At 68.1% G+C, this 26,348-nt stretch carries 27 protein-coding genes and 1 tRNA gene; 10 read left to right on the plus strand and 18 right to left on the minus strand.

The window, feature by feature from the left end; genetic code table 11:
- Positions 1-9: 9 nt before the first annotated feature.
- From atpE to ABD089_RS10160, 12 genes are all read right to left on the minus strand, one after another.
- Positions 10-231, minus strand: coding sequence for an ATP synthase F0 subunit C (gene atpE / locus ABD089_RS10105; RefSeq protein WP_343886239.1), 222 nt, complete (start codon positions 229-231; stop codon positions 10-12).
- A gap of 52 nt (positions 232-283) precedes the next feature.
- Complete coding sequence (gene atpB / locus ABD089_RS10110) at positions 284-1,102, minus strand: F0F1 ATP synthase subunit A (RefSeq protein ID WP_343886240.1); 819 nt, start codon at positions 1,100-1,102, stop codon at positions 284-286.
- A 19-nt stretch (positions 1,103-1,121) separates the two neighbouring features.
- Positions 1,122-1,376 carry a hypothetical protein gene (locus ABD089_RS10115; protein ID WP_343886241.1) on the minus strand — a complete coding sequence of 85 codons (255 nt, stop codon included), beginning with the start codon at positions 1,374-1,376 and terminating at the stop codon, positions 1,122-1,124.
- Entirely contained in the window at positions 1,373-1,918 is a 546-nt protein-coding gene (locus tag ABD089_RS10120) for a hypothetical protein (RefSeq protein WP_343886242.1), read from the minus strand. Before ABD089_RS10120 ends, ABD089_RS10115 begins: the two co-directional genes overlap by 4 nt.
- A gap of 104 nt (positions 1,919-2,022) precedes the next feature.
- The gene (locus tag ABD089_RS10125; protein ID WP_343886243.1) at positions 2,023-3,114 is read right to left on the minus strand and encodes an MraY family glycosyltransferase; all 1,092 of its coding nucleotides are present in this window, start codon (positions 3,112-3,114) and stop codon (positions 2,023-2,025) included.
- Positions 3,107-3,955: an L-threonylcarbamoyladenylate synthase gene (locus tag ABD089_RS10130; protein WP_343886244.1), complete on the minus strand. Its 849-nt coding sequence runs from the start codon at positions 3,953-3,955 to the stop codon at positions 3,107-3,109. Before ABD089_RS10130 ends, ABD089_RS10125 begins: the two co-directional genes overlap by 8 nt.
- Positions 3,956-3,985: 30 nt before the next feature.
- On the minus strand, positions 3,986-4,840 hold the full coding sequence (gene prmC / locus ABD089_RS10135) for a peptide chain release factor N(5)-glutamine methyltransferase (RefSeq protein ID WP_343886245.1): 855 nt from the start codon (positions 4,838-4,840) through the stop codon (positions 3,986-3,988).
- Entirely contained in the window at positions 4,837-5,925 is a 1,089-nt protein-coding gene (gene prfA / locus ABD089_RS10140) for a peptide chain release factor 1 (protein WP_343886246.1), read from the minus strand. The genes prmC and prfA overlap by 4 nt, the downstream gene beginning before the upstream one ends.
- 131 nt (positions 5,926-6,056) lie before the next feature.
- Positions 6,057-6,266 carry a 50S ribosomal protein L31 gene (rpmE, locus tag ABD089_RS10145; RefSeq protein ID WP_343886247.1) on the minus strand — a complete coding sequence of 70 codons (210 nt, stop codon included), beginning with the start codon at positions 6,264-6,266 and terminating at the stop codon, positions 6,057-6,059.
- Between the two features lie 139 nt (positions 6,267-6,405).
- Positions 6,406-8,409: a transcription termination factor Rho gene (gene rho, locus ABD089_RS10150; RefSeq protein ID WP_343886249.1), complete on the minus strand. Its 2,004-nt coding sequence runs from the start codon at positions 8,407-8,409 to the stop codon at positions 6,406-6,408.
- A gap of 311 nt (positions 8,410-8,720) precedes the next feature.
- Positions 8,721-9,650, minus strand: coding sequence for a homoserine kinase (gene thrB / locus ABD089_RS10155; protein WP_343886250.1), 930 nt, complete (start codon positions 9,648-9,650; stop codon positions 8,721-8,723).
- A gap of 1 nt (position 9,651) precedes the next feature.
- The gene (locus ABD089_RS10160; protein WP_343886251.1) at positions 9,652-10,977 is read right to left on the minus strand and encodes a homoserine dehydrogenase; all 1,326 of its coding nucleotides are present in this window, start codon (positions 10,975-10,977) and stop codon (positions 9,652-9,654) included.
- A gap of 184 nt (positions 10,978-11,161) precedes the next feature.
- Between ABD089_RS10160 and ABD089_RS10165 the strand changes: the two genes are divergently transcribed.
- The 5 genes from ABD089_RS10165 (at position 11,162) to ABD089_RS10185 (ending at position 18,021) form a co-directional block, all read left to right on the plus strand.
- A tRNA-Arg gene (locus ABD089_RS10165) sits at positions 11,162-11,233 on the plus strand.
- Between the two features lie 46 nt (positions 11,234-11,279).
- Complete coding sequence (locus tag ABD089_RS10170; protein ID WP_343886252.1) at positions 11,280-12,614, plus strand: glycosyltransferase 87 family protein; 1,335 nt, start codon at positions 11,280-11,282, stop codon at positions 12,612-12,614.
- Positions 12,611-13,912, plus strand: a complete 1,302-nt coding sequence (locus ABD089_RS10175) for a glycosyltransferase 87 family protein (protein ID WP_343886254.1) — start codon at positions 12,611-12,613, stop codon at positions 13,910-13,912. Before ABD089_RS10170 ends, ABD089_RS10175 begins: the two co-directional genes overlap by 4 nt.
- Before the next feature lie 72 nt (positions 13,913-13,984).
- A complete protein-coding gene (locus tag ABD089_RS10180) occupies positions 13,985-17,842 on the plus strand; it encodes a multifunctional oxoglutarate decarboxylase/oxoglutarate dehydrogenase thiamine pyrophosphate-binding subunit/dihydrolipoyllysine-residue succinyltransferase subunit (protein ID WP_343886256.1) in 3,858 nt (1,285 codons plus the stop codon).
- Positions 17,842-18,021: a DUF6104 family protein gene (locus ABD089_RS10185; protein WP_343886257.1), complete on the plus strand. Its 180-nt coding sequence runs from the start codon at positions 17,842-17,844 to the stop codon at positions 18,019-18,021. Before ABD089_RS10180 ends, ABD089_RS10185 begins: the two co-directional genes overlap by 1 nt.
- Before the next feature lie 42 nt (positions 18,022-18,063).
- On the opposite strand, the gene ABD089_RS10190 is transcribed toward ABD089_RS10185, so the two are convergent.
- A complete protein-coding gene (locus tag ABD089_RS10190) occupies positions 18,064-18,456 on the minus strand; it encodes a hypothetical protein (RefSeq protein WP_343886258.1) in 393 nt (130 codons plus the stop codon).
- Between the two features lie 156 nt (positions 18,457-18,612).
- Here ABD089_RS10190 and ABD089_RS10195 point away from each other — a divergent pair, with 156 nt between their 5' ends.
- On the plus strand, positions 18,613-18,864 hold the full coding sequence (locus tag ABD089_RS10195; RefSeq protein WP_343886259.1) for a WhiB family transcriptional regulator: 252 nt from the start codon (positions 18,613-18,615) through the stop codon (positions 18,862-18,864).
- Between the two features lie 112 nt (positions 18,865-18,976).
- Here the strand turns inward: ABD089_RS10195 and ABD089_RS10200 are convergent, their stop codons facing one another.
- Complete coding sequence (locus ABD089_RS10200) at positions 18,977-20,446, minus strand: sensor histidine kinase (RefSeq protein ID WP_343886260.1); 1,470 nt, start codon at positions 20,444-20,446, stop codon at positions 18,977-18,979.
- A 137-nt stretch (positions 20,447-20,583) separates the two neighbouring features.
- Here ABD089_RS10200 and ABD089_RS13850 point away from each other — a divergent pair, with 137 nt between their 5' ends.
- The gene (locus ABD089_RS13850) at positions 20,584-20,658 is read left to right on the plus strand and encodes a 50S ribosomal protein bL37 (protein ID WP_386751676.1); all 75 of its coding nucleotides are present in this window, start codon (positions 20,584-20,586) and stop codon (positions 20,656-20,658) included.
- Between the two features lie 133 nt (positions 20,659-20,791).
- On the opposite strand, the gene ABD089_RS10205 is transcribed toward ABD089_RS13850, so the two are convergent.
- The 4 genes from ABD089_RS10205 to ABD089_RS10220 form a co-directional block, all read right to left on the minus strand.
- Positions 20,792-21,049 (minus strand): zf-HC2 domain-containing protein, encoded by a 258-nt coding sequence (locus ABD089_RS10205; RefSeq protein WP_343886261.1) that lies wholly within the window; start codon positions 21,047-21,049, stop codon positions 20,792-20,794.
- Positions 21,042-21,716 (minus strand): sigma-70 family RNA polymerase sigma factor, encoded by a 675-nt coding sequence (locus tag ABD089_RS10210; protein ID WP_386769604.1) that lies wholly within the window; start codon positions 21,714-21,716, stop codon positions 21,042-21,044. Before ABD089_RS10210 ends, ABD089_RS10205 begins: the two co-directional genes overlap by 8 nt.
- Before the next feature lie 130 nt (positions 21,717-21,846).
- Positions 21,847-22,500: an alpha/beta hydrolase family protein gene (locus tag ABD089_RS10215; protein ID WP_343886262.1), complete on the minus strand. Its 654-nt coding sequence runs from the start codon at positions 22,498-22,500 to the stop codon at positions 21,847-21,849.
- Positions 22,497-23,258 (minus strand): SOS response-associated peptidase, encoded by a 762-nt coding sequence (locus tag ABD089_RS10220; protein ID WP_343886263.1) that lies wholly within the window; start codon positions 23,256-23,258, stop codon positions 22,497-22,499. Before ABD089_RS10220 ends, ABD089_RS10215 begins: the two co-directional genes overlap by 4 nt.
- A gap of 84 nt (positions 23,259-23,342) precedes the next feature.
- Between ABD089_RS10220 and ABD089_RS10225 the strand changes: the two genes are divergently transcribed.
- Genes ABD089_RS10225 through rsgA form a run of 3 tightly spaced genes read left to right on the plus strand, consistent with a single transcriptional unit; the run spans position 23,343 to position 26,329 of the window.
- On the plus strand, positions 23,343-23,957 hold the full coding sequence (locus tag ABD089_RS10225) for a DoxX family membrane protein (RefSeq protein ID WP_343886264.1): 615 nt from the start codon (positions 23,343-23,345) through the stop codon (positions 23,955-23,957).
- 30 nt (positions 23,958-23,987) lie between these two features.
- Positions 23,988-25,307, plus strand: coding sequence for a 3-phosphoshikimate 1-carboxyvinyltransferase (gene aroA / locus ABD089_RS10230; RefSeq protein ID WP_343886265.1), 1,320 nt, complete (start codon positions 23,988-23,990; stop codon positions 25,305-25,307).
- Positions 25,304-26,329, plus strand: a complete 1,026-nt coding sequence (gene rsgA / locus ABD089_RS10235; protein ID WP_343886267.1) for a ribosome small subunit-dependent GTPase A — start codon at positions 25,304-25,306, stop codon at positions 26,327-26,329. Before aroA ends, rsgA begins: the two co-directional genes overlap by 4 nt.
- The last annotated feature ends 19 nt before the right edge of the window (positions 26,330-26,348 follow it).

Consider the following 26,348-nt stretch of genomic DNA (forward strand, 5'->3'; position numbering starts at 1 on the left):
TGAGGGGGCTCACTTGATGACGAACGCGAGGGCGATCGCGATGATGGCGAGGGCCTCGACGACGGCCATGCCGATGAACGCGGTGCCCATCATGGCGCCACGGGCCTCAGGCTGGCGGGCGGTGCCGTTGATGACCGAGGCGAAGATCCAGGCCACGCCAAGGGCCGGGCCGAGGGTGGCCAGGGCGTAGCCGATCATGTTGATCGAGCCCGCGATTTCCATGGGGGTCATGTTGTTTCCTTTCGGAGTTTTTCTTCGGTGGTGAAGAAAGCTTTGGGTGGGGTCAGTGCTCGTCCGCAATGGACGAACTCACGTACTGGGCCGTGAGGACGGTGAAGATGTAGGCCTGCAGCGCTCCGACGAAGAGCTCCAGGAAGAGGATGGCGAAGCTGAACAGCAGCGAGACACCGCCAGCAACGCGGTGGATGGCCGGGCCGTGGGTCAGCAGGTAGGCGCCGCCGACGACGAACACGAGGACGACCAGGTGGCCGGCGAACATGTTGGCGAACAGACGCAGGGCCAGCGTGACCGGGCGGACGATGAAGTTCGACAAGAACTCCAGCGGGATCAGCAGCGGCAGCAGGTAGCCCGGGGCGCCCGGCGGGATCAGCGAGCGCTTGAGGTAACCGCCCACGCCGTGCTTGGCGAAACCAGCACCCATGTACATGATCCAGGACAACAGCGCGACCGCGTAGGCGTAGCCGATGTTCGAGAAGGTCGGCAGCATGAAGAGGAAGAACTCGCCGAACCAGTTGTTGACCAGGATGAAGCTGAAGACGGCCAGCAGGTAGGGCAGGAACTTGCGGAAGTCATGGCCGAGGGTGTCGCGAGCCACGCCATTGCGGATGAACTCGTACACATACTCGAAGAAGAACTGGCCCTTGGTCGGCTTGACGCCGAGCTTGCGCGAGCCCCACAGCCAGAAGGCGATCACCAGCAGTGCGGCGATGATCGCCTGCATGGCTGGCTTGGTCAGCCAGTCAATCCCCCAGTTGCCGTCGAACTGGAACGACTCCACGCCGGGCGACTGGTAGCCGCCCTCACCGTGCGCCTCGGTCTCCAGGGGAAGGATGTTCAGCAGATGCAGTGACAGCTGCAGCATCACAGGTCAGCTCCCTTGTTCACGTGCGGCTCCCATAACGCTTGATGATCGAGTAGACGCTGAAGCACAGTCCGATGATCAGACCGAGCGGCAACATCCAGTTCTGGTGCAGATAGTGGTCTGCGAGCCACCCGAGGCCGCCGTAGAACAGCAGACCCGAGATGACGTAGCTGAGCACGAGCATGCCGTCGTCACCCGTCGGTTCCGTCGCCTCGTTGCGCGATTGCTTCTCCATACCGGGGGCGACATTACCAGTGACGAGATGGTTGTTCACCTCGAACCACCGCCCCTGGGAGGCTCACCCGCGGGAGTCCCTTGCCGGCGGCCAACAGAGCCGCTTCGACTGGTGTCCGTGCGCGCCCGCCACTGGGAGTCGAAGACGCTCACGCGCTGGTGGGCATGGGTCCACAGGACTCCCCCCAGCCAGCCGGCGAGCACCGCGAGGGCACCCACCATGACGCAGGTCCGGTCCAGGAGCGGTTCCACGCGTTCCTGGTGCTCCATGGCCAGCCAGAGCATCCCACCGAGAACGGCCACCCGGGCCAGGTAGGAGCCCAGCACGAGCACCATCCCGTTCGAGTCAGCCATGCCCGCGGCAACCATCTGGACGGCCTGCCCGGAGGCGGCGAACAGCAAGACGATGACGCCCGCCGCCGCGGCATTGAGCGCGCCCACTCCCCCGTGTGCCATCCCACAACCGGCGGCCGCGACGAGCAGTGCGACATTGGCGGCTCCGAAGCCGCCCCGCAGCATGCCCAGACACAACGCCTCACCTTGATGCAGGGGCAGCCGAGGGGTTCGGTCAACAGCGGCCATGGCAGTCATTCGGTGACGCGTCCTGTCCGCCGGATGTCCGGCTCACTAGGAGTTTGGGTTGCTTGTGAAACCTAGCACAAGAGATCTCTTGATGTCGAAACATCTCACGCCCGCCGCGGTCGGGGCCAGGTGAGGGCCGTCGCCACCAGGAGAGCCACGACCAGCCCGAGGACTGCCCACCAACCCGGGGCGAGACCCACTGCGATGGCACCAAAGCTGATGATCGCGGTCCACAGGTACATCAGCAACGCGGCGCGGGTCTGGGAGTGGCCCAGTTGCAGCAGGCGATGGTGCAGGTGCTGCTTGTCGGCCACGAACCACCACGTGCCGTTCATCGTCCGTCGGGCATAGGCCAGCACGAGATCGAGTAGCGGCAGCGCGAGGACGGCAAAGGGCAGCACGATGGGCAGGTAGGCAGTCACCAGGCCGGCGCCCCTCGCGTTGAGTCCCGAAGCGTCGATCTGCCCGGTCAGCGAGATGGTGGACGCTGCCAGGAGCAGCCCCAGCAGCATCGAGCCCGAATCGCCCATGAACATCCGGGCGGGGAAGAAGTTGTGCGGCAGGAAGCCGAGGCAAACACCCGCGATGGTGACGGTGACCAGGCTGGCGGTGGTGGCCAGAACCAGGTCCTGTTCATGGGCCAGGAGGTAGGTGTAGCTGAAGAAGGCAAGCCCACCGATCGCCACCACTCCCCCGGCGAGCCCGTCCAGCCCGTCCACGAAGTTGATGGCGTTCACGCAGACGAAGATGAAGATGACCGTGATCAGGATGGAGGTTGCGTTGTCGAGGACGATGATCCGCTGGGGCAGCGCGATCCAGAACATCCGCACGCCGTTGACGACCACGATGCCAGCGGCCAGCACCTGGCCAGCGGCCTTGGCCAGTGCCGGCAGGTCGAAGACGTCGTCCAACACCCCCACGACGCAGATCACCGACGCCGCGATCAGGATCGCTCGGGCGTCATGGGCGACCACCGCATGTCGGGACAGGAAGGGCAGTTGAGCGGCCAGCAGGAAGGCCGCCGCAACCCCGCCCAGCATCGCCAAGCCTCCCAGGTAGGGAATTGGCACGGCGTGCACATCCCGGGCGCGGACCGGCGCCACCGCGCCCACCTTGATGGCGACACGGCGGCACATGCCGCACAGGAGGTAGGTGGTCGATGCGGCGGTCAGCAGGACCAGGAGGTATTCACGCATCCACACCCTCGTCGGGCGCGTCGGATGCGGCCTCGACCGGATCGGTGCCAGCGGGCTCAGAAGCATCGGCAGGGGTCGCGGACTCCTCGGGGGACTCGATGCCCTCCACGAAGGGGGCGACCTCGTGGATCAGCTCCAGCGAGAGGGCACCTTGGCGAACGACCTTGCCCAGGCTGGTCGAGACGAAGTCGATGATGGTCGACGGGGTCTCGCCGGGGGTGGCACCGGCGTCGAGGTAGACCTGCACCCGGTTGCCGAGCTGGCCCACCGCGTCGTCGATGTTCGTCGACGAGGGCTTGCCGGAGACATTGGCCGAGCTGACGGCAAGGGGGCCGGTGCGCCGGAGCAGGTCGCGGGTGAAGTCGTGGTCGGGAACGCGGACGGCGATGGTGCCACGGGTCTCCCCCAGGTCGATTCGCAGATGGGGCTGCGCCTGGACGATGAGGGTCAGGGCCCCGGGCCAGTAGGCCTGCGCCAGGCGCATTGCGTGCGAGGGGATCTCGTCGGCCAGCGCCTCGAACATACCCACCTCGGCCACCAGCACGGGCGGTGGCATGTCGCGTCCGCGTTCCTTGGCGTCGAGCAGACGCTGCACCGAGGCCGCCGAGAAGGCGTCCGAACCGATCCCGTAGACGGTGTCGGTGGGCAGCACGATGCACTCCCCGGCCGCGATCGCAGCCTGTGCCGCAGCAAGCGCCTCACCCGCCTCCGAGGTGACGTCGAAGCGGCGCCAGGTTGACTCGTCGGGGCCACCAGCCTCGCTCTGGGATTCGTCGCCCTCGATCTCAGTGGCGTCCAGCTCTGGATCGACAGGTGCGTCGGTGGGAGGAAGGTCAGTCACGAGGAACATCCTGCCACGCCCAAGGGCGGCTCAGCGGTCGCGTCGGGTGCCACGGCGGGCGGTGACGAAGCGTGGACGGCCGGCGAGGTCACGGTTGTCGGCCACCTCCGTGAAGCCACCGTGGTCCACGAAGACCTGCGGCGCCGAGCGCTCCTGCACCTCGGCATGCTCGCTGCACACCAGGCCTCCGGCGCGCAGCAGGCGCGCGGCGGTGCGGGCGACGACCCGGGTGGCGTCCAGACCGTCATCTCCTGACCACAGCGCCAACGCCGGGTCATGGTCGCGCACGTCGGCGGCGACGGACTCCCAGGCCTCGAGCGGAATGTACGGCGGATTGGAGATCACCAGGTCGACGCTGCCGTCGAGTTCGGCGAAGGCGAGCGCCATGTCACCTGGTCGCAGGTCGACGCCCGTCCCGGCGAGATTGCGCTGGGCAAAGTCGAATGCGGAGTCATCGAGTTCCACGGCATGGATGCGGGCGGACGGCAGTTCGTCCGCGATGGCCTTGGAAATGGCCCCGGATCCCGCGCAGAGCTCCACGACGACGGGTTCATTCACGCCCTGCAACTCATCGATGGCCCATCCGGTCATCACCTCGGTTTCGGGACGAGGAATGAAGACCCCCGGGCCCACCTCCAGGCGCACGTGACGGAAGAATGCCTCCCCGGTCAGGTGCTGCACGGGGATGCCCTGCGCTCGCTGCGCGATCAGCTCATCCATCTGGTGGCGCTGCTCCTGGGTCACCTCGGTGGCCAGCACCAGCCTGGACGGATCGACGCGCAGCACATGGGCCAGCAGGGTGCGGGCCTCCGCGGCCGGTGAGGGAGCACCGGCGTCGGTCAGGGTTCGAACGGCGGCCGACAGCAGCGCTGACGGACGAGTCACTGCGCGCCGCCCTGCAGGCGTTCCGCCAGGTCAGCGGCCTGCAGCGCCTCTACGACCGGGCCGAGGTCACCGTCGAGCACCTGGTCCAGGTTGTGGGCCTTGAAACCGATCCGGTGGTCGGCGATCCGGTTCTCCGGGAAGTTGTAGGTGCGGATGCGCTCGGAACGGTCCACGGTTCGCACCTGCGAGCGTCGCGCCGCCGAGGCATCGGCAGCGGCCCGTTCGTCGGCGAGTTGCACAAGCCGTGAGCGCAGGATGCGCATCGCCTGCTCCTTGTTCTGCAGCTGGGACCGCTCGTTCTGACAGGTGACGACGATCCCCGTGGGCAGATGGGTGAGGCGCACGGCCGAGTCGGTGGTGTTGACGCCCTGACCGCCCTTGCCCGAGCTGCGGTAGACGTCGACGCGCAGGTCGTCCTCGTTCACCTCGACCGCGTCGTCGTCGTCCACGTCGGGCATCACCAGGACGCCAGCCGCCGAGGTGTGGATGCGGCCCTGGCTCTCGGTCACGGGCACTCGCTGCACGCGGTGCACACCGCCCTCGAACTTGAGCGCGCCGTAGGGCATGGTCTCGGGGTCGCCAGCTCCAGGGGCCTTCACGGCGATGGTGACGGTCTTGTAGCCACCCAGGTCGGTGCCCTGCTCGTCGAGGGCCTCGACCTTCCAGCCTCGACGTTCGGCGTAGCGGGAGTACATCCGCAGCAGGTCGCCGGCGAACAGCGCGGACTCCTCACCACCCTCGCCGGACTTGATCTCCACGATCGCATCCAGCGAGTCGTGCGGGTCACGCGGCGCCAGCAGGGCGGTCAGCCGGTCGTCGGTGCGTTCCAGCTGCGAGGTCAGTTCGTCGGCCTCAACGGTAAAGGCCTCGTCCTCGTCAGCGAGTTCGCGGGCAGCCGCGAGGTCGTCGGCAAGCTGCTGGTGCTCGGCCAGTGCCTTGATGATCGGGGTCAGTTCCGCGTAACGCCGGCCAACGCGCCTTGATCGGGCCGGGTTGGCGTGCAGGCCCGGGTCGGCAAGCTGGCGTTCGAGGTCGGCGAACTCGTCACGCAGGGCACTCACCTGGCTGGTGGAGGGGTCGAACACTGCTGCTCCCGGGGACGTGGGCGTGCCTGTGGAAACGACGTGGGGGAAACGACGTGGGGGAAACGACGTGGGGGAAACGACGAGCGCCGGGACAGGTCCAAGGGACCTGCGCCCGGCGCTCGGCTGGATGACTACTTCTTCGCGGCGTAACGACGCTCGAAGCGGGCCACGCGGCCGCCCGTGTCGAGGATCTTCTGCTTGCCGGTGTAGAAGGGGTGGCACTCGGCGCACACGTCGGCGCTCAGCTGGCCGCCCTTGGCGGTGGAGCGCGTGGTGAAGGTGGCGCCACAAGTGCACGTCACCGTGGTCTCGTTGTAATCGGGGTGGATACCCTGCTTCATGTCTTCTCCTTGATGGGTTTGTGTGCCGGGTCGCCTGCATGAAGGGCGGCGTGAACCGGCACCGACGGACAATTTTGCCCGCTCCAGTGGTGAATCGCCAAATGCCGCGGAATTGTTCCCGCGGCACCGGCAATCGGGCTCACTCGGTCTGGGGCGTCGTCTTCGAGATCTGGATCAGGAAGTCGGTGTTGGACTGCGACTTGCGCATCTGCTTCAGCAGCATCTCCAGCCCCGCCTGGGAATCCATCCCCGACAGGAGGCGACGCAGCTTCCAAATGATCGCCAGCTCCTCGCGTCCCACCAGGAGTTCCTCGCGGCGGGTGCCCGAGGCGACCACGTCGATGGCCGGGAAGACTCGCTTGTCGGCGAGGTCACGGCGCAGGCGAAGCTCCATGTTGCCCGTGCCCTTGAACTCCTCGAAGATGACCTCGTCCATGCGCGAACCGGTCTCCACAAGGGCCGTCGCGAGGATGGTCAGCGAGCCACCGTCCTCGATGTTGCGGGCGGCGCCGAAGAACTTCTTCGGCGGGTAGAGCGCGGCCGAGTCGACACCACCGGAGAGGATGCGACCCGAGGCGGGCGCGGCCAGGTTGTAGGCGCGGCCGAGGCGGGTGATGCCATCGAGCAGGATGACGACGTCGTGACCAAGCTCGACGAGGCGCTTGGCGCGCTCGATGGCCAGCTCCGCGACCGTGGTGTGGTCGTCGGCGGGGCGGTCGAAGGTGGAGGCGATGACTTCACCGTTGACCGAGCGCTGGAAGTCGGTGACCTCCTCGGGGCGCTCGTCCACGAGGACGACCATCAGGTGCACCTCGGGGTTGTTCGCGGTGATCGCGTTGGCGATGTTCTGCATGACCATCGTCTTGCCGGCCTTGGGCGGGGACACGATCAGGCCACGCTGGCCCTTGCCGATCGGGCTGACGAGGTCGATGATGCGGCCGGTCATGTTGGCCGCACCCATCTCCAGGCGCAGACGCTCCTGCGGGTAGAGGGGCGTCAGCTTGTTGAAGTCGGGACGATCCTTGGCCTTGGCCGGGTCGTCGCCATTGATGGTGTCGAGGCGGACGAGCGGGTTGAACTTCTCCTTGCGCTCCCCCTCCTTGGCCTGGCGGATGGCACCGGTCACCACGTCGCCCTTGCGCAGCCCGTGCTTGCGCACCATGGCCAACGACACGTAGGCGTCGTTGGACCCGGGCAGGTAGCCGGAGGTGCGGACGAAGGCGTAGGAGTCCAGCACGTCCAGGATGCCGCCGATGTTGAGCAGCACGTCGTCCTCGGCGATCACGGGCTCGGCGTCGTTGTAGCGCTCCATGCCCGTGCTGCGATTGTTGTTCCCACGGCGGTTCTGGCGATCACGCTGGCGGCGACGACGTCCACGACGGCCACCGGCCTCGTCGTCGTAGTCGCGCGAGGCACTGGGGTTGTTCGAGTTGCCCGCGTTGCCGCCGCCCGAGTTGTTGCCATTGCCAACGTGATTGCCAACGTTGTTGTTGCCGTTGCCAACGTGGTTGCCAGCGTTGTTGTTGCCGTTGCCGGCGGTGTTGTTGCCGCTGCCCGAGGTCGCGCTGCCGCCTGTGAAGCTCTGGTTGTTCACCGACTCGCGCTCGCGGTCTTTTCCGTGCTGCGCAGGCTGCTCGCCACCCTCGGACTGTTCGCCGCCGCGGTTGCGTCGACGGCGGCCCTGGTTGGACAGCTCCGCCAGACGCGCTCCCACCTCGTCGGCGACCTCGCCGCCCGAGGTGGTCGGCTGCACCGGCTCGGACTCGCTGCGCTGCCCCTCGGAGGCCGCTGCCTCGGTACGGCCACCGCGCTGTTCACGCTCGCGGCGGGAACGGGTGCGCTGCTGGCCCTGCTCGTGCGCCGTCTCCTTGCGGGTCGAGTCCTCGCGGATGGTCTGGGCCGGACGCTCCTGCTGGGCTGGTGCCGCCCCAGCGGCGGACTCCTGGGCCGGCGCCCCAGCGGAACGACTGGCACGACGGCGCGAAGCGCTGGCATTCCCACCGCCCTGCTCACCTTGGATGGCAGCAATGAGGTCGGCCTTCTTCACCCCGGTGGTGCGGATGCCCATGGAGGACGCCAAGGTCTTCAGCTCGGGCAGGAGCATGCTGTTGACACTCTTGCCCGAGTTCTGCGATTCGGTCACGTGGTTCCCTTCGGTTCCGGCGTGGGTGTGCACATGTTCGTGCGGGCCGCCGGTGGATGCTGGCTTTCAGGTCGTGATCTGGCGGGGCAAGTTTGCCCTCGGCGCCAGTTCGCGGTGGGGGTTGGCGGTGTCCGGACGTCCATCCGTCGGTCTCGCCGATGGGAACCTGACCTGTGAGGTACCCGGAGCGGGTGGTGACCGCGCTCACTGCCAACGATAGCACCCACCCTGGCCACCCCGGGCACCGGTCCGGCCGCCAGGCGAGCCCCGACGAGTTGGGCGACGCCAGCTGACGGCGCCGGGTGCCGCGCTCAGCCTTGGCTGCCGCGTACCTCCAGGAGCTCGACGCCACAACCGAGCGCGACCGGGTGGGCCACGAAACCGTCCTGCGATACGCCCTCGGCCAGGGCGAGCTGGTCTGGGGTACCGAGCGCGAGCACGGTCGGTCCGGCCCCGGAGATGACCGCCGCCACGCCCACGGCTCTCAGGGCCGCGACAAGGTCGGCGGAGGGGCGCATCATCTCGGCACGGTAGGGCTGGTGGAGCAGGTCGTCCGTGGCCTCCAGCAGTCGGGCGGGGTCGGTGGTCAGGGCATGGACGAGCAGCGCCGAGCGGGTCGCCTGGCGCACCGCGTCCAGCCGGGGGACGTCATCCGGCAGCACCTTTCGGGCGCCCGAGGTGAGCACCTCGAAGGTCGGGACCAACGCGATCGCACGCAACCCGGATGCCGGCGTCAGCTCCACGACCTCCACCACCGGGGCTGCGTCCAGGTCGTCGGGCATCCAGGCCAGCACCGCTCCCCCGTGCACGGCAGCGGTCGCGTTGTCAGGGTGGCCCTCGGCCTGCGATGACAACCGGTCCACCCAGCCAAGGTCAAGACGCCGGTCTGGACGCGCGAGGCCCCAGGCCAGGGCCAGACCCGCGACGATCGCAGCCGCGGAAGAGCCCAAGCCGCGCGAGTGGGGAATCGTGTTGTGGGCGCGCAGGACGAGCCCAGCCACTCCATCGCCGAGGTCGGCCAGACCATCCACAAGGCTGGCCAGGACGAGGTGACGCTCGTCCCGTGGGACCTGTTCGGCGCCCTCTCCGGACAGCTCGAAGACCAGACCACCGTCGGTGGCCTCGGCCTCGAGCTCGTCGTACCAGTCGAGCGCCAGGCCCATGCAGTCGAATCCGGACCCGAGGTTGGCGCTGGTCGCGGGCACCCGGACGCGCGCGATGCGCCCAGCGGGGATGACCACCTCAGTTGCCTTCGACGCGCAGCACGCGGACCTGGCCGTGGATGAAGCTGCGCAGGCCGAGCTCGTCGACGCATGCCTGGACGTCGGCCTCATTGGCCTGGTGGGTGGTCACCTGGATGGTGGCCGTCGGGTGGTCCGTGGAGGCACCCAGTTCCTGGTCGACCGTCTGGAGCGAGACACCGTGCTCGGCGAAGCAGCTTGCCACCGCGGCGAGCACGCCGGGCTCGTCGGCCACCTCGGCACTCACCGCATAGCGCGTGTGCACGTCACCCATGGAGGCGATCGGACGGTGGGCGTAGACATTGTGCCCACGGGCCGCGACGCCGCGGACGCGGTTGCGTCCGACCGTGACCAGGTCTCCCATCACGGCGGACGCGGTGGGGGCACCTCCAGCGCCGGGGCCCAGGAACATCAGGCGGCCGGCCTCACGGGACTCGACGAAGACGGCGTTGTACGCGCCCGACACCGAGGCGAGCGGGTGGGAGTTGGGCACCATGGCGGGGTGCACGCGCACACTCACCTTCCCGTCCGGAAGGCTGCTGGCGATGGCGAGCAGCTTCACGACGCAGCCATTGACCCGCGCCTGTCGGATGTCCTGGGCGGCGATCCGGGTGATGCCCTCGCGGTAGACGTCCGCGGCCCGCACCCGGGTGTGAAAGGCCAGGGAGGCCAGGATCGCAGCCTTGGCGGCGGCGTCGTAGCCCTCGACGTCGGCTGTCGGATCGGCCTCGGCATAGCCAAGGGCCTGCGCCTCGGCGAGGGTCTCGTCGAAGTCAGCGCCGGTGGTGCACATCTTGTCCAGGATGTAGTTCGTGGTGCCGTTGACGATGCCCATCACGGTGATGATCTCGTCGCCGACCAAAGACTCGCGCAGCGGACGGACGATCGGTATTGCGCCCGCCACTGCCGCCTCGTAGTAGAGATCGACCCCTGCCTTGTCGGCGGCCTGGGAGAGGGTGTCGGCGTCAGCGGCCAGTAGTGCCTTGTTCGCGGTGACGACCGAGGCTCCGCTCTCGATGGCGGCCAGCACCAGGGGGCGCACCTCCTCGATCCCACCGATCAGCTCGACGACGACGTCGAGGTCACCGCGGGTGACCAGGCCCAGGGCGTCGGTGGTGAACAGCTGGGGGTCGATCCCGTCGCGCTGCTTGATGGCATCCCGCACGGCGATGCCCACCAGCTCGATGGGACGTCCGATCCGCTCCCGCAGGTCATCGCCGGACTGGGTGATGAGGCGGGCGACCTGCGTCCCGACCGTCCCACAGCCCAGCATGGCCACCTTCAACGGGGCGAGCTCGGGCGGGCTGGACGTGCTGGTCTGGTTCATGGACGCCTTCCTGGGCATGCTGCTGTCACTTCGCCGGCCGCAGAGCCGACGATCAGGGCAAAGCCTGTCAGATGCGCGGGAAGCGAGGCGCCGTGATCCAGCGAACGGACGCGAGCTCGGTACCGTCGCGCTGGCACGACCGGGAAACCTGCTAGCCTGTTCCACGCCCTGCCGAGCAGGGCAGGCCCCCGTAGCTCAGGGGATAGAGCACCGCCCTCCGGAGGCGGGAGCGCAGGTTCGAATCCTGCCGGGGGCGCCCAGTCGCCCGAACAGGCCGCCCGAGAAAGCCACAGCGAGGTCTCGTGACGAATCCCACCCCTTCAACCGGATCTCGTCGGGCGGGCAGGTCCGGCGCCCCGGATTTCACGTGGCGGGGTTGGTGGCAGTCCGATCGGCTCAATGACGCCCGCCTGTTGCGCCGGGTGTGGCTGATCGGCCACGCGCTCCTGCTGGCCCAGTGGGTGCTGATGCGTTTCACGCTCGGCGACACGCGCTACTACTTCGACAACATCTCCCGGATGGGCGAACTCGGCCCCCGCCGGACGATGGTGGAGTACCCCACCCCGGTGCTCTGGTTCCTGAAGCTGCCCGACCTGGTCAGCTTCGGGCAGCGCTGGGTCTACGTCCTGGTCTTCTTCCTGATGATGATGGCCCTGGATGCCGCCTTCACCCGCTCACTGTGGCTGCTCGGCGGTCGCAACCGGGGCAAGGCGGTGCTGTTCTGGAGCGTCTTCATCCCCCTGATCGGCACCACCGCCTACCTGCGCTTCGACATCGTCACTGCCGTGCTGGCTGGCTGGGCGCTGATCGAGCTGGCACGTCGTCGTCCCGGCGTCGCGGGCATGCTCGTCGGAGCCGGTGCCGCCATCAAGTTGTGGCCCGCCCTGTTGTGGCCCGCACTGCTCAACCGGCCGGACGACAAGGGGTCCGCGGGACGCGCAACGCTCGGGATCTTCGGCTTCGGTGGCGTGCTGGCGTTGGTCAGCCTGGCCTGGGCCGGGTGGGACCGGCTGTTGTCGCCGCTGACCTGGCAGGGTGAGCGCGGCCTGCAGATCGAGTCGCTGTGGGCGACGGTGCCGATGGTGTTGCGGGTCTTCCATCCCGAGCGCTACCTGGTCGCGGTCAGCCCCTTCAACGCGTGGGAGGTCTCCGGACCGACCACCGACCTCTTCCTGAAGGGCGCGAGCCTCGCCTTCGCCGTCGGCCTGCTGGCCGCCGTCGCGGCCTACCTGTGGTGGATCCGTCGCGGCCACGGACGTCTGGTCGAGGCAGCCGCGATGATGCTGCTGGTGATCCTGGTGATGATCGTCACCAACAAGACCTTCTCGCCGCAGTACATCATCTGGCTCGGTGGGCCCCTGGCCGCCGCCTGGGCGATGGCGAGCGAGAACCCGGTTGGATCGGTGCGTGCTGCGCGCGACGAGCACGAGATCGCCGTGGTCAGCGAGTTGACCTTCCTGGCCACCTTGCTGACCCAGCTCGTCTACCCGTTGACCTATGCGGCCCTGGTGCAGCACCGTCCCGGGCTGGTGCTCGCCACCATCGTGCTGGCCGCGCGCAACCTCGTCCTGCTGTGGCTGTTCATCCGGGTGACCCGTTGGATCTGGAGTTTCCTGCGGACGGACGGTCGCGCATGAGCGCTGCCCGCCATCCGGATGAGGTCGACCTCGTCGCGCTCGGCGCCAGGTTGCTGCACTCGGGCTGGGTGTGGATCGCGGCGTGGCTGTTCAGCCGTGCAGTGATGTTGCGCGAGTGGGGCTTGCACTACGACTACATCGCCAATGACGTGCGCTACTACTACTTCCAGCTCGCCCAGGGTGACCCGCACGTCGTGCTGCGCGAGTACCCCTTGCCGGTGCTGTGGTTCTTGGACCTATTGCGCTTCCCCGCGGCCGAGGACGTCAACCTCTACATCATCACCTTCGCCTTGACGATGGCTCTGCTCGATGCCGGCTTCGTCTACTGGCTGTGGCGGTCACACTCCCATGTAGCGGCGATCTCCTGGATGGTCTTCGGCTTCGCCATGGGTCCGCTGGTCTGGTTCCGCTATGACATGCTGCCGGGCGTGATCGTCGGGGCCGCCGTGCTGTTCATCGCCCGCCGTCCGAGGGTCAGTGGCGCCCTGGTTGCCGTCGGCGCCGGCATCAAGCTGTGGCCCGCACTGCTGGTCGCTCCCCTGCTTGGACGCGACCAGGCATCCGTGCGCCGTACGACCTCCTTTGCCGCGACCGGTCTGGCGTTGGCCCTGCTGGCGCTGGCGGATGCCGGTGCCGTGCGGCTGGTGTCACCGCTGTCATGGCAGGCGGAGCGCGGGCTGCAGATCGAGTCCGTCTGGGCCACACCGCTGATGTGGCAGCGTGCCTTCGGAACCAACCCGCAGGTGCTGGTGGAGATGAGTCGCTTCAACGCCTACGAGCTCTTCGGCCCGGGCGTGGGGGGCTACCAACTGGCCGCCTCCATCGCGATGGTCATCGCGGTCATCTTCTGCGTGATCGTTGCCGTGGCGGCCCTGGCGCGGACCCACGTCCCGGCCCACGAACGAGCCCAGGCCTGCGCCGCGATCGTCTCCATGATGCTCGTGGCCAACAAGACGCTCAGCCCCCAGTACCTGATCTGGTACGGCGCGGTGTGCTCCGCGTGGCTGGCCCTCAGCCCCCGCACGCACCGGCTGCGCGCCATGACCAGCTGCGGCGCGGGCCTGGTGGTGGCTGCGGCCACGCAGTACGTCTACCCGGTCGCCTACGGCGGCTTGATCACGAACCCTGTAGGCGAAGTGGGCGTGACGGTCGTCCTTGCGCTGCGCAACCTGCTCCTGACCGTGGTCTGCCTCACGCAGGCGCTCTGGGTGGTGGGTGACATGGCCGGGGGGCTTCGCCCAGCAGCGCGCCGCTGGGGGCGCACGGTTGAAAGTACCGATAGCATTCCCCCTGGGTAGGCACAGGAGCCTGCCACAGGCCCACACAATCCGGGAAAGAGGCGATGGTGGCCGCGGCCACCGGTTACAACAATGGCTCACACTGACACCTCAGACGACTTCGGCGCCAACGACTGGCTGATCGAGGAAATGTACGAGCAGTTCCAGGCCGATCCGGCCAGCGTGGACCCAGCCTGGCAGGACTACTTTGCCAAGAACCCGCCCGCCGGTCAGCAGTCTCCCCAGGCCGCAGCTCCCGCCCAGCAGGCGTCCGCTACACCCGCGCCTGCCCAGCAGGCCGCCACGGCCCCCGCCCCAGCCGCTGGACCCGCTGCCGATGCTCCTGCTGCTGCTCCTGCTCCTGCTCCTGCCGCGAAGCAACCCGCTGCCGCTCAGGCTGCGCCCGCGAGCGTTCCCGCCTCCCAGCAGGCTCCCGCCGAGCCCACCCGGAAGTCGACGCCCGCCGTCGAGGCCCCGGAGACCCGCCGCTCGGAGACCCCGGACTCCCCCGGCAGCTCCAGCAAACTCTCCGCGGACGCACCGAACCCGGCGAAGCGTCCTGCCGCCAGCACGTCCGAGGCGAAGCGCACGATCATGAAGGGTGCGCCGATGCGCACCGCGAAGAACATGGACGCCTCGCTGTCGATGCCGACCGCGACGACCGTGCGCTCCGTGCCGATGAAAATGGTGATCGACCAGCGCACGGTGATCAACAACTTCCTCAAGCGCTCCAAGGGCGGCAAGGTCAGCTTCACCCACATCATCGGCTATGCCATGGTTCGCGCCCTCAAGGCGATGCCGGCCATGAACAATTCCTACGACGAGACCGACGGCAAGCCCACGCTCGTCGAGAGCCCGTCGATCAACCTCGGCCTGGCAATCGACCTCGTCAAGGCTGACGGAACCCGCCAGCTCGTCGTCCCCGCGATCAAGGGCTGTGAGGACCTCGACTTCGCCCAGTTCTGGGCCGCCTACGAGGAAGTCGTCCAGAAGGGGCGCAAGGGCACGCTGGGCGTTGACGACTTCGCCGGCGTGACCGCCTCGCTGACCAACCCCGGCGGACTCGGGACGAACCACTCGGTGCCCCGACTGATGAAGGGCCAGGGCGTCATCCTTGGCGTCGGCTCGATCGACTACCCGCCGGAATTCCAGGGCACCTCGGAGTCGCGCCTCCAGGAGTTGGGGGTCAGCAAGGTCACCACGCTCACCTCGACCTACGACCACCGCGTCATCCAGGGCGCCCAGTCGGGCGAGTTCCTGCGCACGATGCACCAGCTGCTGATCGGCGAGCACGGCTTCTACGACGACATCTTCCGCAGCCTGCGCATCCCCTACGCGCCGCTGCGTTGGGACCGTGACGTGCAGGCCCACCGCTCCTCGCAGGTGCCGAAGGAGGCCCGAGTCATCGAGCTGATCAGCGCCTACCGTCACCTGGGCCACCTGGTCGCCGACACCGACCCGCTGGAGTACCGCCAGCGCAGGCACCCCGACCTCGAGCTCGAGACCCATGGCCTGACAATCTGGGACCTGGACCGACAGTTCGCCGTCGGCACCTTCGCCGGTTCCCCCCGCCAGTACATGACTTTGCGCGAGATCCTGGACATCCTGCGTGACTCCTACTGCCACACCATGGGCATCGAGTACATGCACATCTCCGACCCCGAGCAGCGCGCCTGGTTCCAGGACCGTTTCGAGAAGCCCCACAAGCCGCTGCCCCGCGAGGAGCACCTGCGCATCCTGGACAAGCTCAACGAGGCCGAGATCTTCGAGACCTTCCTGCAGACGAAGTTCGTCGGGCAGAAGCGCTTCTCGCTCGAGGGTGGCGAGTCAACGATCGTCTGCGTGGACGAGATCTGCGAGCAGGCCGCCAATGCAAGCCTGGCCGAGGTCTGCATCGGCATGCCCCACCGTGGCCGCCTCAACGTGCTCGCGAACATCGCCGGCAAGAACTACGGGCAGATCTTCCGCGAGTTCGAGGGCTCCATCACCGGCCTGCAGGGCTCGGGTGACGTGAAGTACCACCTCGGCGTCGAGGGCGAGTTCACCGCTGGCAGCGGTGCCACCGTGAAGACCTCGGTCGCCGCCAACCCCTCCCACCTGGAGACGGTCGACCCAGTTCTCGAGGGCATCACCCGCGCCAAGCTTGACCGGATGCCCAGCGCGCTCAACGGTGGCGAGGGCTTCCCCGTCCTGCCGGTGCTGCTGCACGGGGACGCGGCCTTCTCGGGCCAGGGCGTCGTCTACGAGGTGCTGCAGATGGGCCAGCTGCGCGGCTTCCGCACCGGCGGCACCATCCACTTGGTCGTCAACAACCAGGTCGGCTTCACCACCTCGCCGGTCGAGTCGCGCACGTCCACCTACTGCACGGATGTCGCCAAGGTCGTCCAGGCACCGGTGATCCACGTCAACGGCGACGACCCGGATGCGGTCGTCCGCGCCGGTCGCGTCGCCTTCGAGTACCGCCAGAAGTTCAACAAGGACGTCGTGATCGACCTCGTCTGCTACCGCCGCCGTGGTCACAATGAGGGTGACGACCCGAGCTTCACCCAGCCCAACATGTACGACCTGATCGAGCAGAAGCGCTCCACCCGCAAGCTGTACACGGAGTCGCTGATCGGCCGCGGGGACATCTCCACCGAGGACGCCGAAGCCGTGATGAACCGCTTCCGCGACCGTCTGGAAGGCGTGTTCAAGGAGGCCCGCGAGGGCTCGAGCGACCTGGACGATGGCTACACCCGCGTCCCCTACTACCCCTCCAAGGGCACTCAGCTGGCAGGCACCGCGATCGATCGCTCGGTGCTGGAGCGCGTGGCCGAGGTCTACACGGCCTACCCGGAGGGGTTCACCCCCCACCCGAAGGTCAAGCCGCAGCTGGAGCGTCGCGCCAAGCAGATCCTGGAGGGGCCCATCGACTGGGCCACCGGCGAGCTGCTGGCGATCGGTTCGCTGCTGATGGAGGGACGTCCGGTGCGCATGACCGGCCAGGACTCCCGCCGCGGCACCTTCAGCCAGCGCTTCGCGGCCATCGTGGACCGGACGACCAACGAATCCTGGGTGCCACTCAAGCACCTGGCGGACGACCAGGCGACCTTCGACGTCTACGACTCGCTGCTCAGCGAGTACGCGGTGATGGGCTTCGAGTACGGCTACTCCGTGGCCGCGCCCGACGCCCTGGTGCTGTGGGAGGCGCAGTTCGGCGACTTCGTGAACGGTGCCCAGACCATAGCGGACGAGTACATCTCCTCCGGCAACGCCAAGTGGGGCCAGAAGTCGGGCGTGGTCCTGCTGCTCCCCCATGGCTACGAGGGCCAAGGCCCGGACCACTCCTCGGCCCGCATCGAGCGGTGGCTGCAGCTGTGCAGCGAGAACAACCTCGCCGTCTGCCAGCCGTCGACCCCGGCCAGCCACTTCCACCTGCTGCGCCAGCACGCCTACGTGAACTGGCACCGCCCGGTGGTGATCATGACCCCGAAGTCGATGCTGCGCAACAAGATGGCCGCCTCCAGGCCGGAGGAGTTCACCAGCGGTGCCTGGCACCCTGCACTGGGCGACCCGACCATCAGCGATCCCGTCTCCGTGGAACGCGTGCTGCTGTGCTCGGGCAAGGTCCGGTGGGAACTGGTGGCCGAGCGCGCCAAGCGCGGTCTGGACGGCAAGGTCGCGATCATCGCGCTGGAGCGGTTGTACCCGCTGCCGGCCGAGGACCTGGCCCGCGAGCTGGAGCAGTACAAGCACGTGACCGACGTGCGCTTCGTCCAGGACGAACCGGAGAACCAGGGTCCGTGGCCGTTCATGGCGCTGCACCTGCCCGGTGCCGTGGCCGAGCACCTACCTGGCTACACGCTGGACATGAAGGTCGTTTCTCGTCCGTTCGCCTCGGCACCCTCGGTGGGCTCGCACAAGGTGCATGAGGAGCAAGAAGCCGCGCTGATGGAAGCGGCTCTCGGCTGATGTACTTCACCGATCGCGGCATCGAGGAGCTGTCAGCCCGCCGGGGGCAGGAGGACGTCTCCTTCGCCTGGCTGGCTGAGCAACTCAGCCTGTTCGTCGACCTCAACCCGGACTTCGAGGTTCCCGTGGAGCGGCTGGCCACCTGGCTGGCACGGCTCGACGATGAGGACGACGACTAGCTCAGCCAAGGATTGCCCGCGACGCTCGCGGCCTGACCACGGTCAGGCCGCGGGCTTCTCGTCATCGACGTAGAAGTAGCGGGTTGCCGCGGGCGTCACCGCACACACGAGGATCACCAGGGCGAGCACGAACACCGGCCAGGCCCAGGGCTGGCCTGTGCGAGCGGTCGTCCAGGCCACCATGGCGTGGATGATGGCGCCGGTCACGATGCCGCCGCGGGCCAGGGGTAGTGCCCGCCATCCTGCCCAGGCCACCGCCGCGACGAAGACGCCGTAGATCAACAGCATCGCCCCGACGCCGGCAGAGAATCGCCCGTGGCGCTGCAGTGCCGTGGCCAGCCCGATGCCGATGATGGCGAGGGCGAACAGCGCAGTGCCGACGATGGCCACCACCAGGCTCGTGGGACGGGCAGTGGCAGGTTCAGGCACGGACATGGCCCGAACTCTAGCCCGATTGCCGTGATCCCCTTGTCAACGTGAGCGCCACTTGAAAGACTCGTCTACGCTGTCTGAGGCCGCCTGATGGTTGGCCCCGGTGCGACGACCCCTGTGGAGTCTCGCCCAGCATGTCTGACACAAGGAGCAATGCGCATGGACTGGCGCCACAAGTCTGCCTGCCTCACGGAGGACCCGGAACTCTTCTTTCCCATCGGCAACACGGGACCCGCGCTGCTTCAGATCGAAGAGGCCAAGAAGGTGTGCCGTCGCTGCACCGTGCGAGAGCAGTGCCTGGCCTGGGCCCTTGAGGCCGGTCAGGACCATGGAGTCTGGGGCGGTCTCAGCGAGGACGAGCGGCGCGCCTTGAAGCGCCGCCAGGCCCGCAGCCGCCTGCGGAGCTCCTAGAACACCTCGTCCACCAACTGACAATGACCGTCCGGCTGGCCCGGACGGTCATTGTTTGTGTGCGCTGGCGTTCCAGGTGACGACGGGGGCCAAGTCAATGCGGGCCTCCAGCTCATTGCGGGCTGCGACGGGTCAGCGGCAGTTCGACGCGCGCACGGGTGCCTTGGTGACCGTCCGCCCGCGAGCTGAGGAGGAAACTTCCGCCCAGGTCACTGACCAGCGTCTGGACGATCGACAGCCCAAGGCTGTTGGTGTTGGTCATGTCGAAGTCGTCCGGAAGTCCTTCCCCCTCGTCCAGCACGTCGACGAACAGCTGCGGACCTTCCCGGTGTGGGTAGACCTCGACCGTCCCCGACGATGAGTGCAGCCCGTGCTCGACGGCGTTCTGGCACAGCTCGGTCATCACCAGTGAGAGCGAGGTGGCGGCGTCGGCGGGCACCAGGCCGAAGGAACCGGTTCGGCGGGCGACGACCCGTCCGCTGGACGCTGAGACATCGCCCACCATCCGCAGGATGCGGTCGGCGACGTCGTCGAACACGACCTCCTCGTCGAAGGCTTGCGACAGGATCTCGTGAACCACCGCGATGGCCGCCACCCGGCTCATCGCGTCCTTCAGCGCACCCTTGGCCTCCTCGGAGTCCATCCGTCGTGACTGGAGGCGCAGCAACGCCGCAACGGTCTGCAGGTTGTTCTTGACGCGGTGGTGGATCTCGCGGATCGTGGCGTCCTTGGTGACCAGCTGGCGGTCGCGCTGGCGCAGCTCGGTCATGTCGCGCACGAGGTACAGGACACCGGCGGGCTGGCCCTCCACGGTCATGGGTACGACCCGGATACGCAGCGCGGCTCGCTCGTTCTCCACCTCGAGTTCGCCCACATCACGCCCCGAAAGGTCGCTGCCGAATGACTGCCCGACCTCCGAAAGCCCCGAGGCCAGCGAGGTCGTCAGCTGCCGCATCTCCTCCCCCTCGAGGTCGGCCGGATGGCCGAAGTGACGGTAGGCCGAGATGGCGTTGGGGCTCGCGTAGGTGATGACGCCGCTGGGCATGGCAGTGATGACTCCATCCCCGACCTTGGGACTGAGCGTCGGGTCGCTCGGGGGGTCAACGGGGAACTCCCCGCGCCACAGCATGTCCGAGAGCACGTCGGCGGTCTCCAGGTAGGAATCCTCCAGCGCGCCCGGTGCCCGCACGCCCATCTGGTTGGTGTGTCGTTCCACGACACCTATGCAATGTCCATCACGGACGATGGGGATGGCCCACACGTCCACCGGGATACCGGCATGGAGCTGGTTCTCGCTCGTCTCACAGATCGCCCTCGACAGGTAGGCGGTGGTCACCAGGTGCTCGGGGTCGTAGTTGATCTCCTCCCCCACCACCTCGTCCTCCAGTGCCGTCGGACCGGTGGTAGGGCGGACCTGCGCGGCCGCCCAGAAGATGTTGTCGTCGGGGCCGGGCACCCACAAGATCAGGTCGGAGAAGGAGGTGTCGGCCAGCAGGTGCCACTCGTTGACCAGACTGCGCAGCCACCCCTTGTCCTGGTCGGACAGGGCGGTCTTGTTGAGCACCTCAGACATCGACACCATGGGGAACACCCTAGAGGTGTGGGCTGATCGCGTCCGTGCTGCCCGGTCGTGTTGGTCGCTGGGGCCTGGAGCTGGCAGAATGGTACTCCGTGCCCGGCATCGCCGGGTGAGCCATCCATCATCGTGAGGAGACCGTCATGGGCAAGACCGGACGCAAGCGTCGCGCTCGCCGCAAGAACGGCGCCAATCACGGCAAGCGTCCCAACGCCTGACCTGACGCGCACGAACAGAGCCCCGACACGTGGTGTCGGGGCTCTTGTCGTTGTGGGCCCGTTATTGAAGTTGAGCCCTGTTGGAGTTGGGGCCCTGCTCAAGTTGGGCCGTGTCCGAGGTGGAACTCGGGTGTCAGACCTGTTCAGTCCAGGTCATCGACATCTTGGTGATCCTCATCCGCAGGGCCTCGGTCGCGGGCTGGGGCGGGTTGCATCGGCGCACCAGAGCGGTGATCGCCTGCTCGACGTCATAGTTCTCCAGGCAACCGTCGCAGTTGTTCAGGTGGTCGCGGATTGCGTCCATCTCCGCTTCGGAGAGTTCTCGGTGCAGGAAGGAGTGCACCTGGGCGAAAACGCGCTCACACTGACCATCGTGGATGTGCTCACTCATTGTCGCCCCTGCTGGTGCGGTGGTCGGTGATGCCCATCTCGCGGGCGTGGTCGGCGAGCTTCTTGCGCAGCTGCGCCCGGCCACGGTTCAGCCGCGACATCACGGTGCCGATCGGAGTGCCCATGATCTCGGCGATCTCCTTGTAGGCAAAGCCCTCGATGTCCGCCAGGACGACGGCTTCGCGGAACTCCGGGCTGAGCGAGTCCAGCGCCTCGGTCACCGCCGAGTCGGGGATGGAGTCCAAGGCGTCCATCTCTGCCGAACGCAGGCCGCTGGAGGTGTGTGACTCGGCGCGCGCGAGCTGCCAGTCCTCGACGTCCTCGCCACCGGAGGTCTGCGGCTGGCGCTGCGACTTGCGGTAGGTGTTGATGTAGGTGTTCGTGAGGATGCGGTACAGCCACGCCTTGAGGTTCGTGCCGGGCTGGAACTGGTGGAAGGAGGAGTACGCCTTGGCGTAGGTCTCCTGCACCACGTCCTCCGCGTCCGCGGGGTTGCGCGTCATGCGCAGGGCGGCGCCATAGAGTTGGTCGAGATATGCCAGCGCGTCTCGCTCGAAACGCTCCTTGCGCTGGTCCTGCGTCTCGTCCAGGGCAGCTTCAAGCTCGTCGACACGAGGATCGAGGGCCTCGATGCCGGTGCTGTTCTCATCGGTTCCGGGGAGAGTCATCACGTACGAGCGTACCTGCCCACCGGGCCCGGCCGCTGTCACCCGCGCGGGGGGTTTGCTCAACATCGCCATCACATCGAGAGGAACGGGCTGGATGGTGCGAATATTCCCGCACCGGGTGACTCCGAGCTCAGGCGAGGAAGGATGCCACCTCGCTCACGACGGCGCTCAACAGAACCTCCGTCCCGGGTTGGGCCCGCTTCCCAACCGTCAGTTCGTGGCCCGCACCGGGGACGACGTGCAGGCGGAACCCGTCGTGGCCGTCCAGCACGGCGGACAACTCGTCGGCCGTACCCATCGGGTCTCGCGTCCCTTGGACCACAAGCGTCGGCACGCGCGCGCCGAGCAGTTCGGCGTCTCGCGAGACGTGGCGAGCCGGCAGGTGCAGCGGGAAGGCGAGGGCCAGCACCTTGTCGGCGGCCAGTTCGGTGGCTGTCCGGCAGGCGACCCGGGCACCGGCCGACCGTCCGCCCAGCACCAGCGTGGCGGGCTGCAACCACTCTCGGACGTCCGCGACGGCGAGGCGCCAGGCCTCGTCCAGACGCGTTGGGGCAGGGGCGAGCTTCTGGCCCGCCGTCCGCCAGGGTTGCTCGAAGCGGACGACCGCGATGCCGCGCGCCGGGAGCTGTGCGGCCAGCGCGGACAGGTCGGGCGCCTCGATGCCGCCGCCCGCGCCATGGCCGAGCATCAGCACGGTCCCCGCCGAGGGGTCGCCATCGAGGACGAGTCGGCCAGGCCCTCGCGGGGTGTCGACGGCTCTGCTGGTGATGCCCTGCGTGCTCATACCGCCTCCCCGTCCAGGGGAAGGATCAACTGGCGTCCCTCATTGCCCACCTTGCCCACCGCCGTCGAGACGGCCCAGGCGGTCATCTCCTGCTCGGCCGGGAAGTGCATGAGGTCGTGCGCGCCCAAGGGATCGGTCATTCGCGGGTCGAGCCAGTCGGCCCAGTCGTCGCGGCGCACCTGCACCGGCATCCGGTCATGGATGTGGCCCAACGCGTCCGTGGCCTGGGTGGTGATGATGGTGCAGGTTGACCACCACGCGTCCGGATGGTCGGCCGGGAGCGTGTCGTCGCGCCAGAACTCGTAGAGACCGGCCATCGCCATCAGTCCGGGCACCCGGGCCGGGTTGGCGGCGGTGGGGCTGATGAAGAAGGGCTGCTTTCGGGGCTTGGACGAACCGGGGGCGGCTGCGAGTTGGTACCACTCGTAGTATCCGTCGGCGGGCAGCAGGCAGCGCCGGTTGGCAAAGGCCTTGCGGAAGGCGGGCTTGTCGGCGACGGTCTCGGAGCGGGCATTGATCAGGCGCGCGCCGCCCTTGGGATCCTTGGACCAGCTGGGCACCAGTCCCCAGCGCAGCGGCGCGAGCTTGCGGATGTCTCGTCCAGACTCCCTGTCGGTGCGGGTCAGGACGGCAGCCACCGGGTCAGTGGGCGCGATGTTGAACCGGGGCGGAAGGTCTGCTCCCGGCACCATCGCAACCGTCTCGAAGATCTCGCTGAGCCGATCGGCCTCCTTGGAGGCCGCATAGCGTCCACACATGGGCGCCAGACTAACCCCAGCCAGAGTTTCGTTGATGGCGAAGGATCCTTGGCCTGCCGGTGCGTCGCGCGGTAGGAAAGTGTCATGAGTCTTACACGTGCAGCCGGGCGGACGATGCTCGCCAGTTTCTTCGTCGTGAATGGTGCCAAGGCCGCGGCCAATCCAACGCCGCTTGTCGGCGATGCGGAGCCGATAGCCCGCAAGGTGGTCCCGCTGGCCCAGCGGCTCGCCCCGCCAAGCGCCGCCAACTACATCCCCGAGGACACCAAGCAGCTCGTCCGCCTCTCCGGCGTGGCCCAGCTGCTGGGCGGCTTGGGGCTGGCCACCGGTCTGGCCCGCCGTCCCAGCGCAGCCCTGCTCGGGGCATCGATGGTGCCGCACGTCATGGCGTCCCGCCCGACCCGGCAGATGTCCGGTGAGGCCCGCACCGCCGCCCGCTCGGTGATGCTGCGCAATGTCGCGCTGCTCGGCGCCACCCTGATCGCAGCCCAGGACACCCAGGGCAAGCCCTCGCTGGGCTATCGGGCGTCCTCCCAGGCCCGTCAGGTGCGCAGGGATGCCTCCCGTCAGCAGAAGGCGCTCGCCAAGGCGGCCAAGAAGCAGGCCCGTTCGCTGGACAAGACCAGCAGCCGCATCGGCAAGCAGGCCACGAGCCACGTCTCCCAGATCACCGACCAGATCGAGTCGGCGCTGTCCTGAGCACGTCCCGGTGGGGCACACTGTGACTCGATGAGCGACCCACAGACCAACACCCAGCGGCCCTGGCCGGCTCCCGCCGCGCCGGGGCCGTTGCATGCCACCGTCGAGGTTCCGGGCTCGAAGTCCGAGACCAACCGTGCCCTGTTGCTGGCTGCGCTGGCGGACGGCTCCTCCACGATCACCGGGGCGCTGGTGAGCCGCGACTCCGAGTTGATGCGTGCAGGGCTCGAGGCCTTCGGCACCCAGATCATCGACGAGGAAGGAACCCTGCGGGTGCAGCCCGCGAACTTGCGCTCCCCCACCGAGCCTGTCGACTGCGGTCTGGCTGGAACCGTGATGCGCTTCCTCCCGCCGGTCGCTGCCTTGTGTGCGGGCTCCACCCGGTTCGTCGGTGACGCGCACGCGTCCAATCGTCCGAATGGCCCGATCCTGGCGGCACTGCGCCAGCTGGGGGCCGAGGTGGCGGGCGACGCCATTCCCTGCACCGTCACCGGTGCGCTCACGGGCCGCGAGGCCGTCGTGGACGCCTCCGGCTCCAGCCAGTTCGTCTCCGGTCTTCTGCTGTCGGGTGCTCGTTTCCCCCGTGGGCTGGACCTCCGCCACGAGGGCGGACCGGTGCCCAGCCGTCCCCACGTCGAGATGACGATGCAGATGCTGCGCGAGCGCGGCGTCACCGTGAGCGAGGTCGGTGAGGGCCACTGGGTCGTCGAGCCCGGCCCCATCGCCGCCCGCGACGTGCGGGTCGAGCCCGACCTGACCTCCTCGGCGGTCTTCCTGGGTGCCGCGGCTCTGGCCGGTGGGTCGGTGAGCGTGCCTGGCTGGCCGTCCCAGACCAGCCAGGGTGGGGACGAGATCCGCGACCTGCTGTTCCGGATGGGCGCCGAGGTGTCGCTGGACGGCGACGTCCTGACCGTCAGCGGCACCTGCCGGCTCCGCGCGATCGACGCCGACCTGTCGGGTTCCTCCGAGTTGACCCCCGTGGTGGCGACCTTGATGGCTTTCGCCGACGGCACCAGCACGATCAGCGGCGTCGCCCACATCCGCGGCCACGAGACCGACCGTCTCGCGGCACTGGAGACCGAACTGGGTCGGCTCGGCGTCCAGGTCGCGCAGACCACCGACGGCTTGCGCATCATTGGCTCCGAACCGGCCCATCTGCACGGTGCACTGCTGCAGGCCTATGCCGACCACCGGATGGCCCACGTTGCTGCGCTGGCCGGGCTGGTCGTTCCCGGAGTGGAGCTCGACGACATCGCGTGCACCTCCAAGACCATCAACGACTTCGACGGCCTGTGGCGCTCGATGCTGGCCGGTTCCGCCGGTTCCGCCGGTTCCGAGGGTGCCCGATGAGCCCCCGGGCCCGCGGCGCGATGGGCCGCAACATCAGCCTGGACGACCATTCCGGCTTCGACCGGCCCGCGAAGCGCACCCGGCCGCGCACGAAGGATCGTCCGAACTACTCCGAGCTGCCACTGGGCCGGGTCATCACCATCGACCGCGGCCGCTACCGCTGTCAGGTGGACGGACGAATGGTGAGCGCAGCGAAGGCCCGCGGGTTGGGCCGCAAGGCTGCGATCGTGGGTGACCTGGTGCGACTCGACGGTGACGTCTCCGGCGAGGAGGGCACGCTGGCCCGGATCGCCGAGGTGGCCGAGCGGACGACGGTGCTTCGCCGAACCGCCGACGACACCGACCCCTTCGAGCGTCCGATCGTCGCGAACGCCGATCAGCTGATGATCGTCACCGCGCTGGCCGACCCGCCACCACGCGTCGGCATGATCGACCGGATCATGGTCGCCGCCTTCGACGCCGGGATCGAGCCGATCCTCTGCCTGACCAAGGCCGACCTCGCCAGCCCCGCCGAGCTGATCGCCGCCTACGAACCGCTTGACGTCCCAGTCGTCGTCACCGAACCGGACGCGGACCTGGGCCAGGTGCGTGCACTGCTGGCCGACCACGTCACCGTCTTCGTCGGCCATTCTGGGGTCGGCAAGTCGACCTTGGTCAATGCCCTGATCCCCGACGCAGACCGCGCCACCGGCGTCGTCAATGACGTCACCGGGCGCGGACGGCACACGTCCACCTCGGCGATAGCGCTGGAGCTGCCCGACGTCGAGGGCGGTTCGGGTTGGGTGATCGACACCCCGGGCGTCCGCTCCTTCGGTCTCAGCCACGTCACCCCAGAGTCGGTGCTGGCAGCCTTCGGCGACCTGGTCGAGTACACCGAGGAGTGCCCGCGCGGATGCCAGCACGGTGTCGACGCCCCGGAGTGTGGTCTGGACGCGGCCCTGGCCCGCGGTGAGCTGGCGCCCGAACGGCTCGCCTCCTACCGGCGGATGTGGCAGGCGGGGCGCTCCACCGACAGCTGGTGAGGCCCAACCGCTAGCCTGA

Source organism: Luteococcus sanguinis (genome assembly GCF_039527675.1).
GTDB classification, from domain to species: domain Bacteria; phylum Actinomycetota; class Actinomycetes; order Propionibacteriales; family Propionibacteriaceae; genus Luteococcus; species Luteococcus sanguinis.

What these genes read in the sequence shown, in the direction of transcription:
- atpE (WP_343886239.1), bottom strand. Translation starts at nt 231, where the DNA reads ATGACCCCCATGGAAATCGCGGGCTCGATCAACATGATCGGCTACGCC.
- atpB (WP_343886240.1), bottom strand. Translation starts at nt 1,102, where the DNA reads ATGCTGCAGCTGTCACTGCATCTGCTGAACATCCTTCCCCTGGAGACC.
- ABD089_RS10120 (WP_343886242.1), bottom strand. Translation starts at nt 1,918, where the DNA reads ATGGCCGCTGTTGACCGAACCCCTCGGCTGCCCCTGCATCAAGGTGAG.
- ABD089_RS10125 (WP_343886243.1), bottom strand. Translation starts at nt 3,114, where the DNA reads ATGCGTGAATACCTCCTGGTCCTGCTGACCGCCGCATCGACCACCTAC.
- rpmE (WP_343886247.1), bottom strand. Translation starts at nt 6,266, where the DNA reads ATGAAGCAGGGTATCCACCCCGATTACAACGAGACCACGGTGACGTGC.
- ABD089_RS10160 (WP_343886251.1), bottom strand. Translation starts at nt 10,977, where the DNA reads ATGAACCAGACCAGCACGTCCAGCCCGCCCGAGCTCGCCCCGTTGAAG.
- ABD089_RS10175 (WP_343886254.1), top strand. Translation starts at nt 12,611, where the DNA reads ATGAGCGCTGCCCGCCATCCGGATGAGGTCGACCTCGTCGCGCTCGGC.
- ABD089_RS10180 (WP_343886256.1), top strand. Translation starts at nt 13,985, where the DNA reads ATGGCTCACACTGACACCTCAGACGACTTCGGCGCCAACGACTGGCTG.
- ABD089_RS10185 (WP_343886257.1), top strand. Translation starts at nt 17,842, where the DNA reads ATGTACTTCACCGATCGCGGCATCGAGGAGCTGTCAGCCCGCCGGGGG.
- ABD089_RS10190 (WP_343886258.1), bottom strand. Translation starts at nt 18,456, where the DNA reads ATGTCCGTGCCTGAACCTGCCACTGCCCGTCCCACGAGCCTGGTGGTG.
- ABD089_RS10195 (WP_343886259.1), top strand. Translation starts at nt 18,613, where the DNA reads ATGGACTGGCGCCACAAGTCTGCCTGCCTCACGGAGGACCCGGAACTC.
- ABD089_RS10200 (WP_343886260.1), bottom strand. Translation starts at nt 20,446, where the DNA reads ATGGTGTCGATGTCTGAGGTGCTCAACAAGACCGCCCTGTCCGACCAG.
- ABD089_RS10205 (WP_343886261.1), bottom strand. Translation starts at nt 21,049, where the DNA reads ATGAGTGAGCACATCCACGATGGTCAGTGTGAGCGCGTTTTCGCCCAG.
- ABD089_RS10210 (WP_386769604.1), bottom strand. Translation starts at nt 21,716, where the DNA reads ATGACTCTCCCCGGAACCGATGAGAACAGCACCGGCATCGAGGCCCTC.
- ABD089_RS10215 (WP_343886262.1), bottom strand. Translation starts at nt 22,500, where the DNA reads ATGAGCACGCAGGGCATCACCAGCAGAGCCGTCGACACCCCGCGAGGG.
- ABD089_RS10220 (WP_343886263.1), bottom strand. Translation starts at nt 23,258, where the DNA reads ATGTGTGGACGCTATGCGGCCTCCAAGGAGGCCGATCGGCTCAGCGAG.
- ABD089_RS10225 (WP_343886264.1), top strand. Translation starts at nt 23,343, where the DNA reads ATGAGTCTTACACGTGCAGCCGGGCGGACGATGCTCGCCAGTTTCTTC.
- aroA (WP_343886265.1), top strand. Translation starts at nt 23,988, where the DNA reads ATGAGCGACCCACAGACCAACACCCAGCGGCCCTGGCCGGCTCCCGCC.
- rsgA (WP_343886267.1), top strand. Translation starts at nt 25,304, where the DNA reads ATGAGCCCCCGGGCCCGCGGCGCGATGGGCCGCAACATCAGCCTGGAC.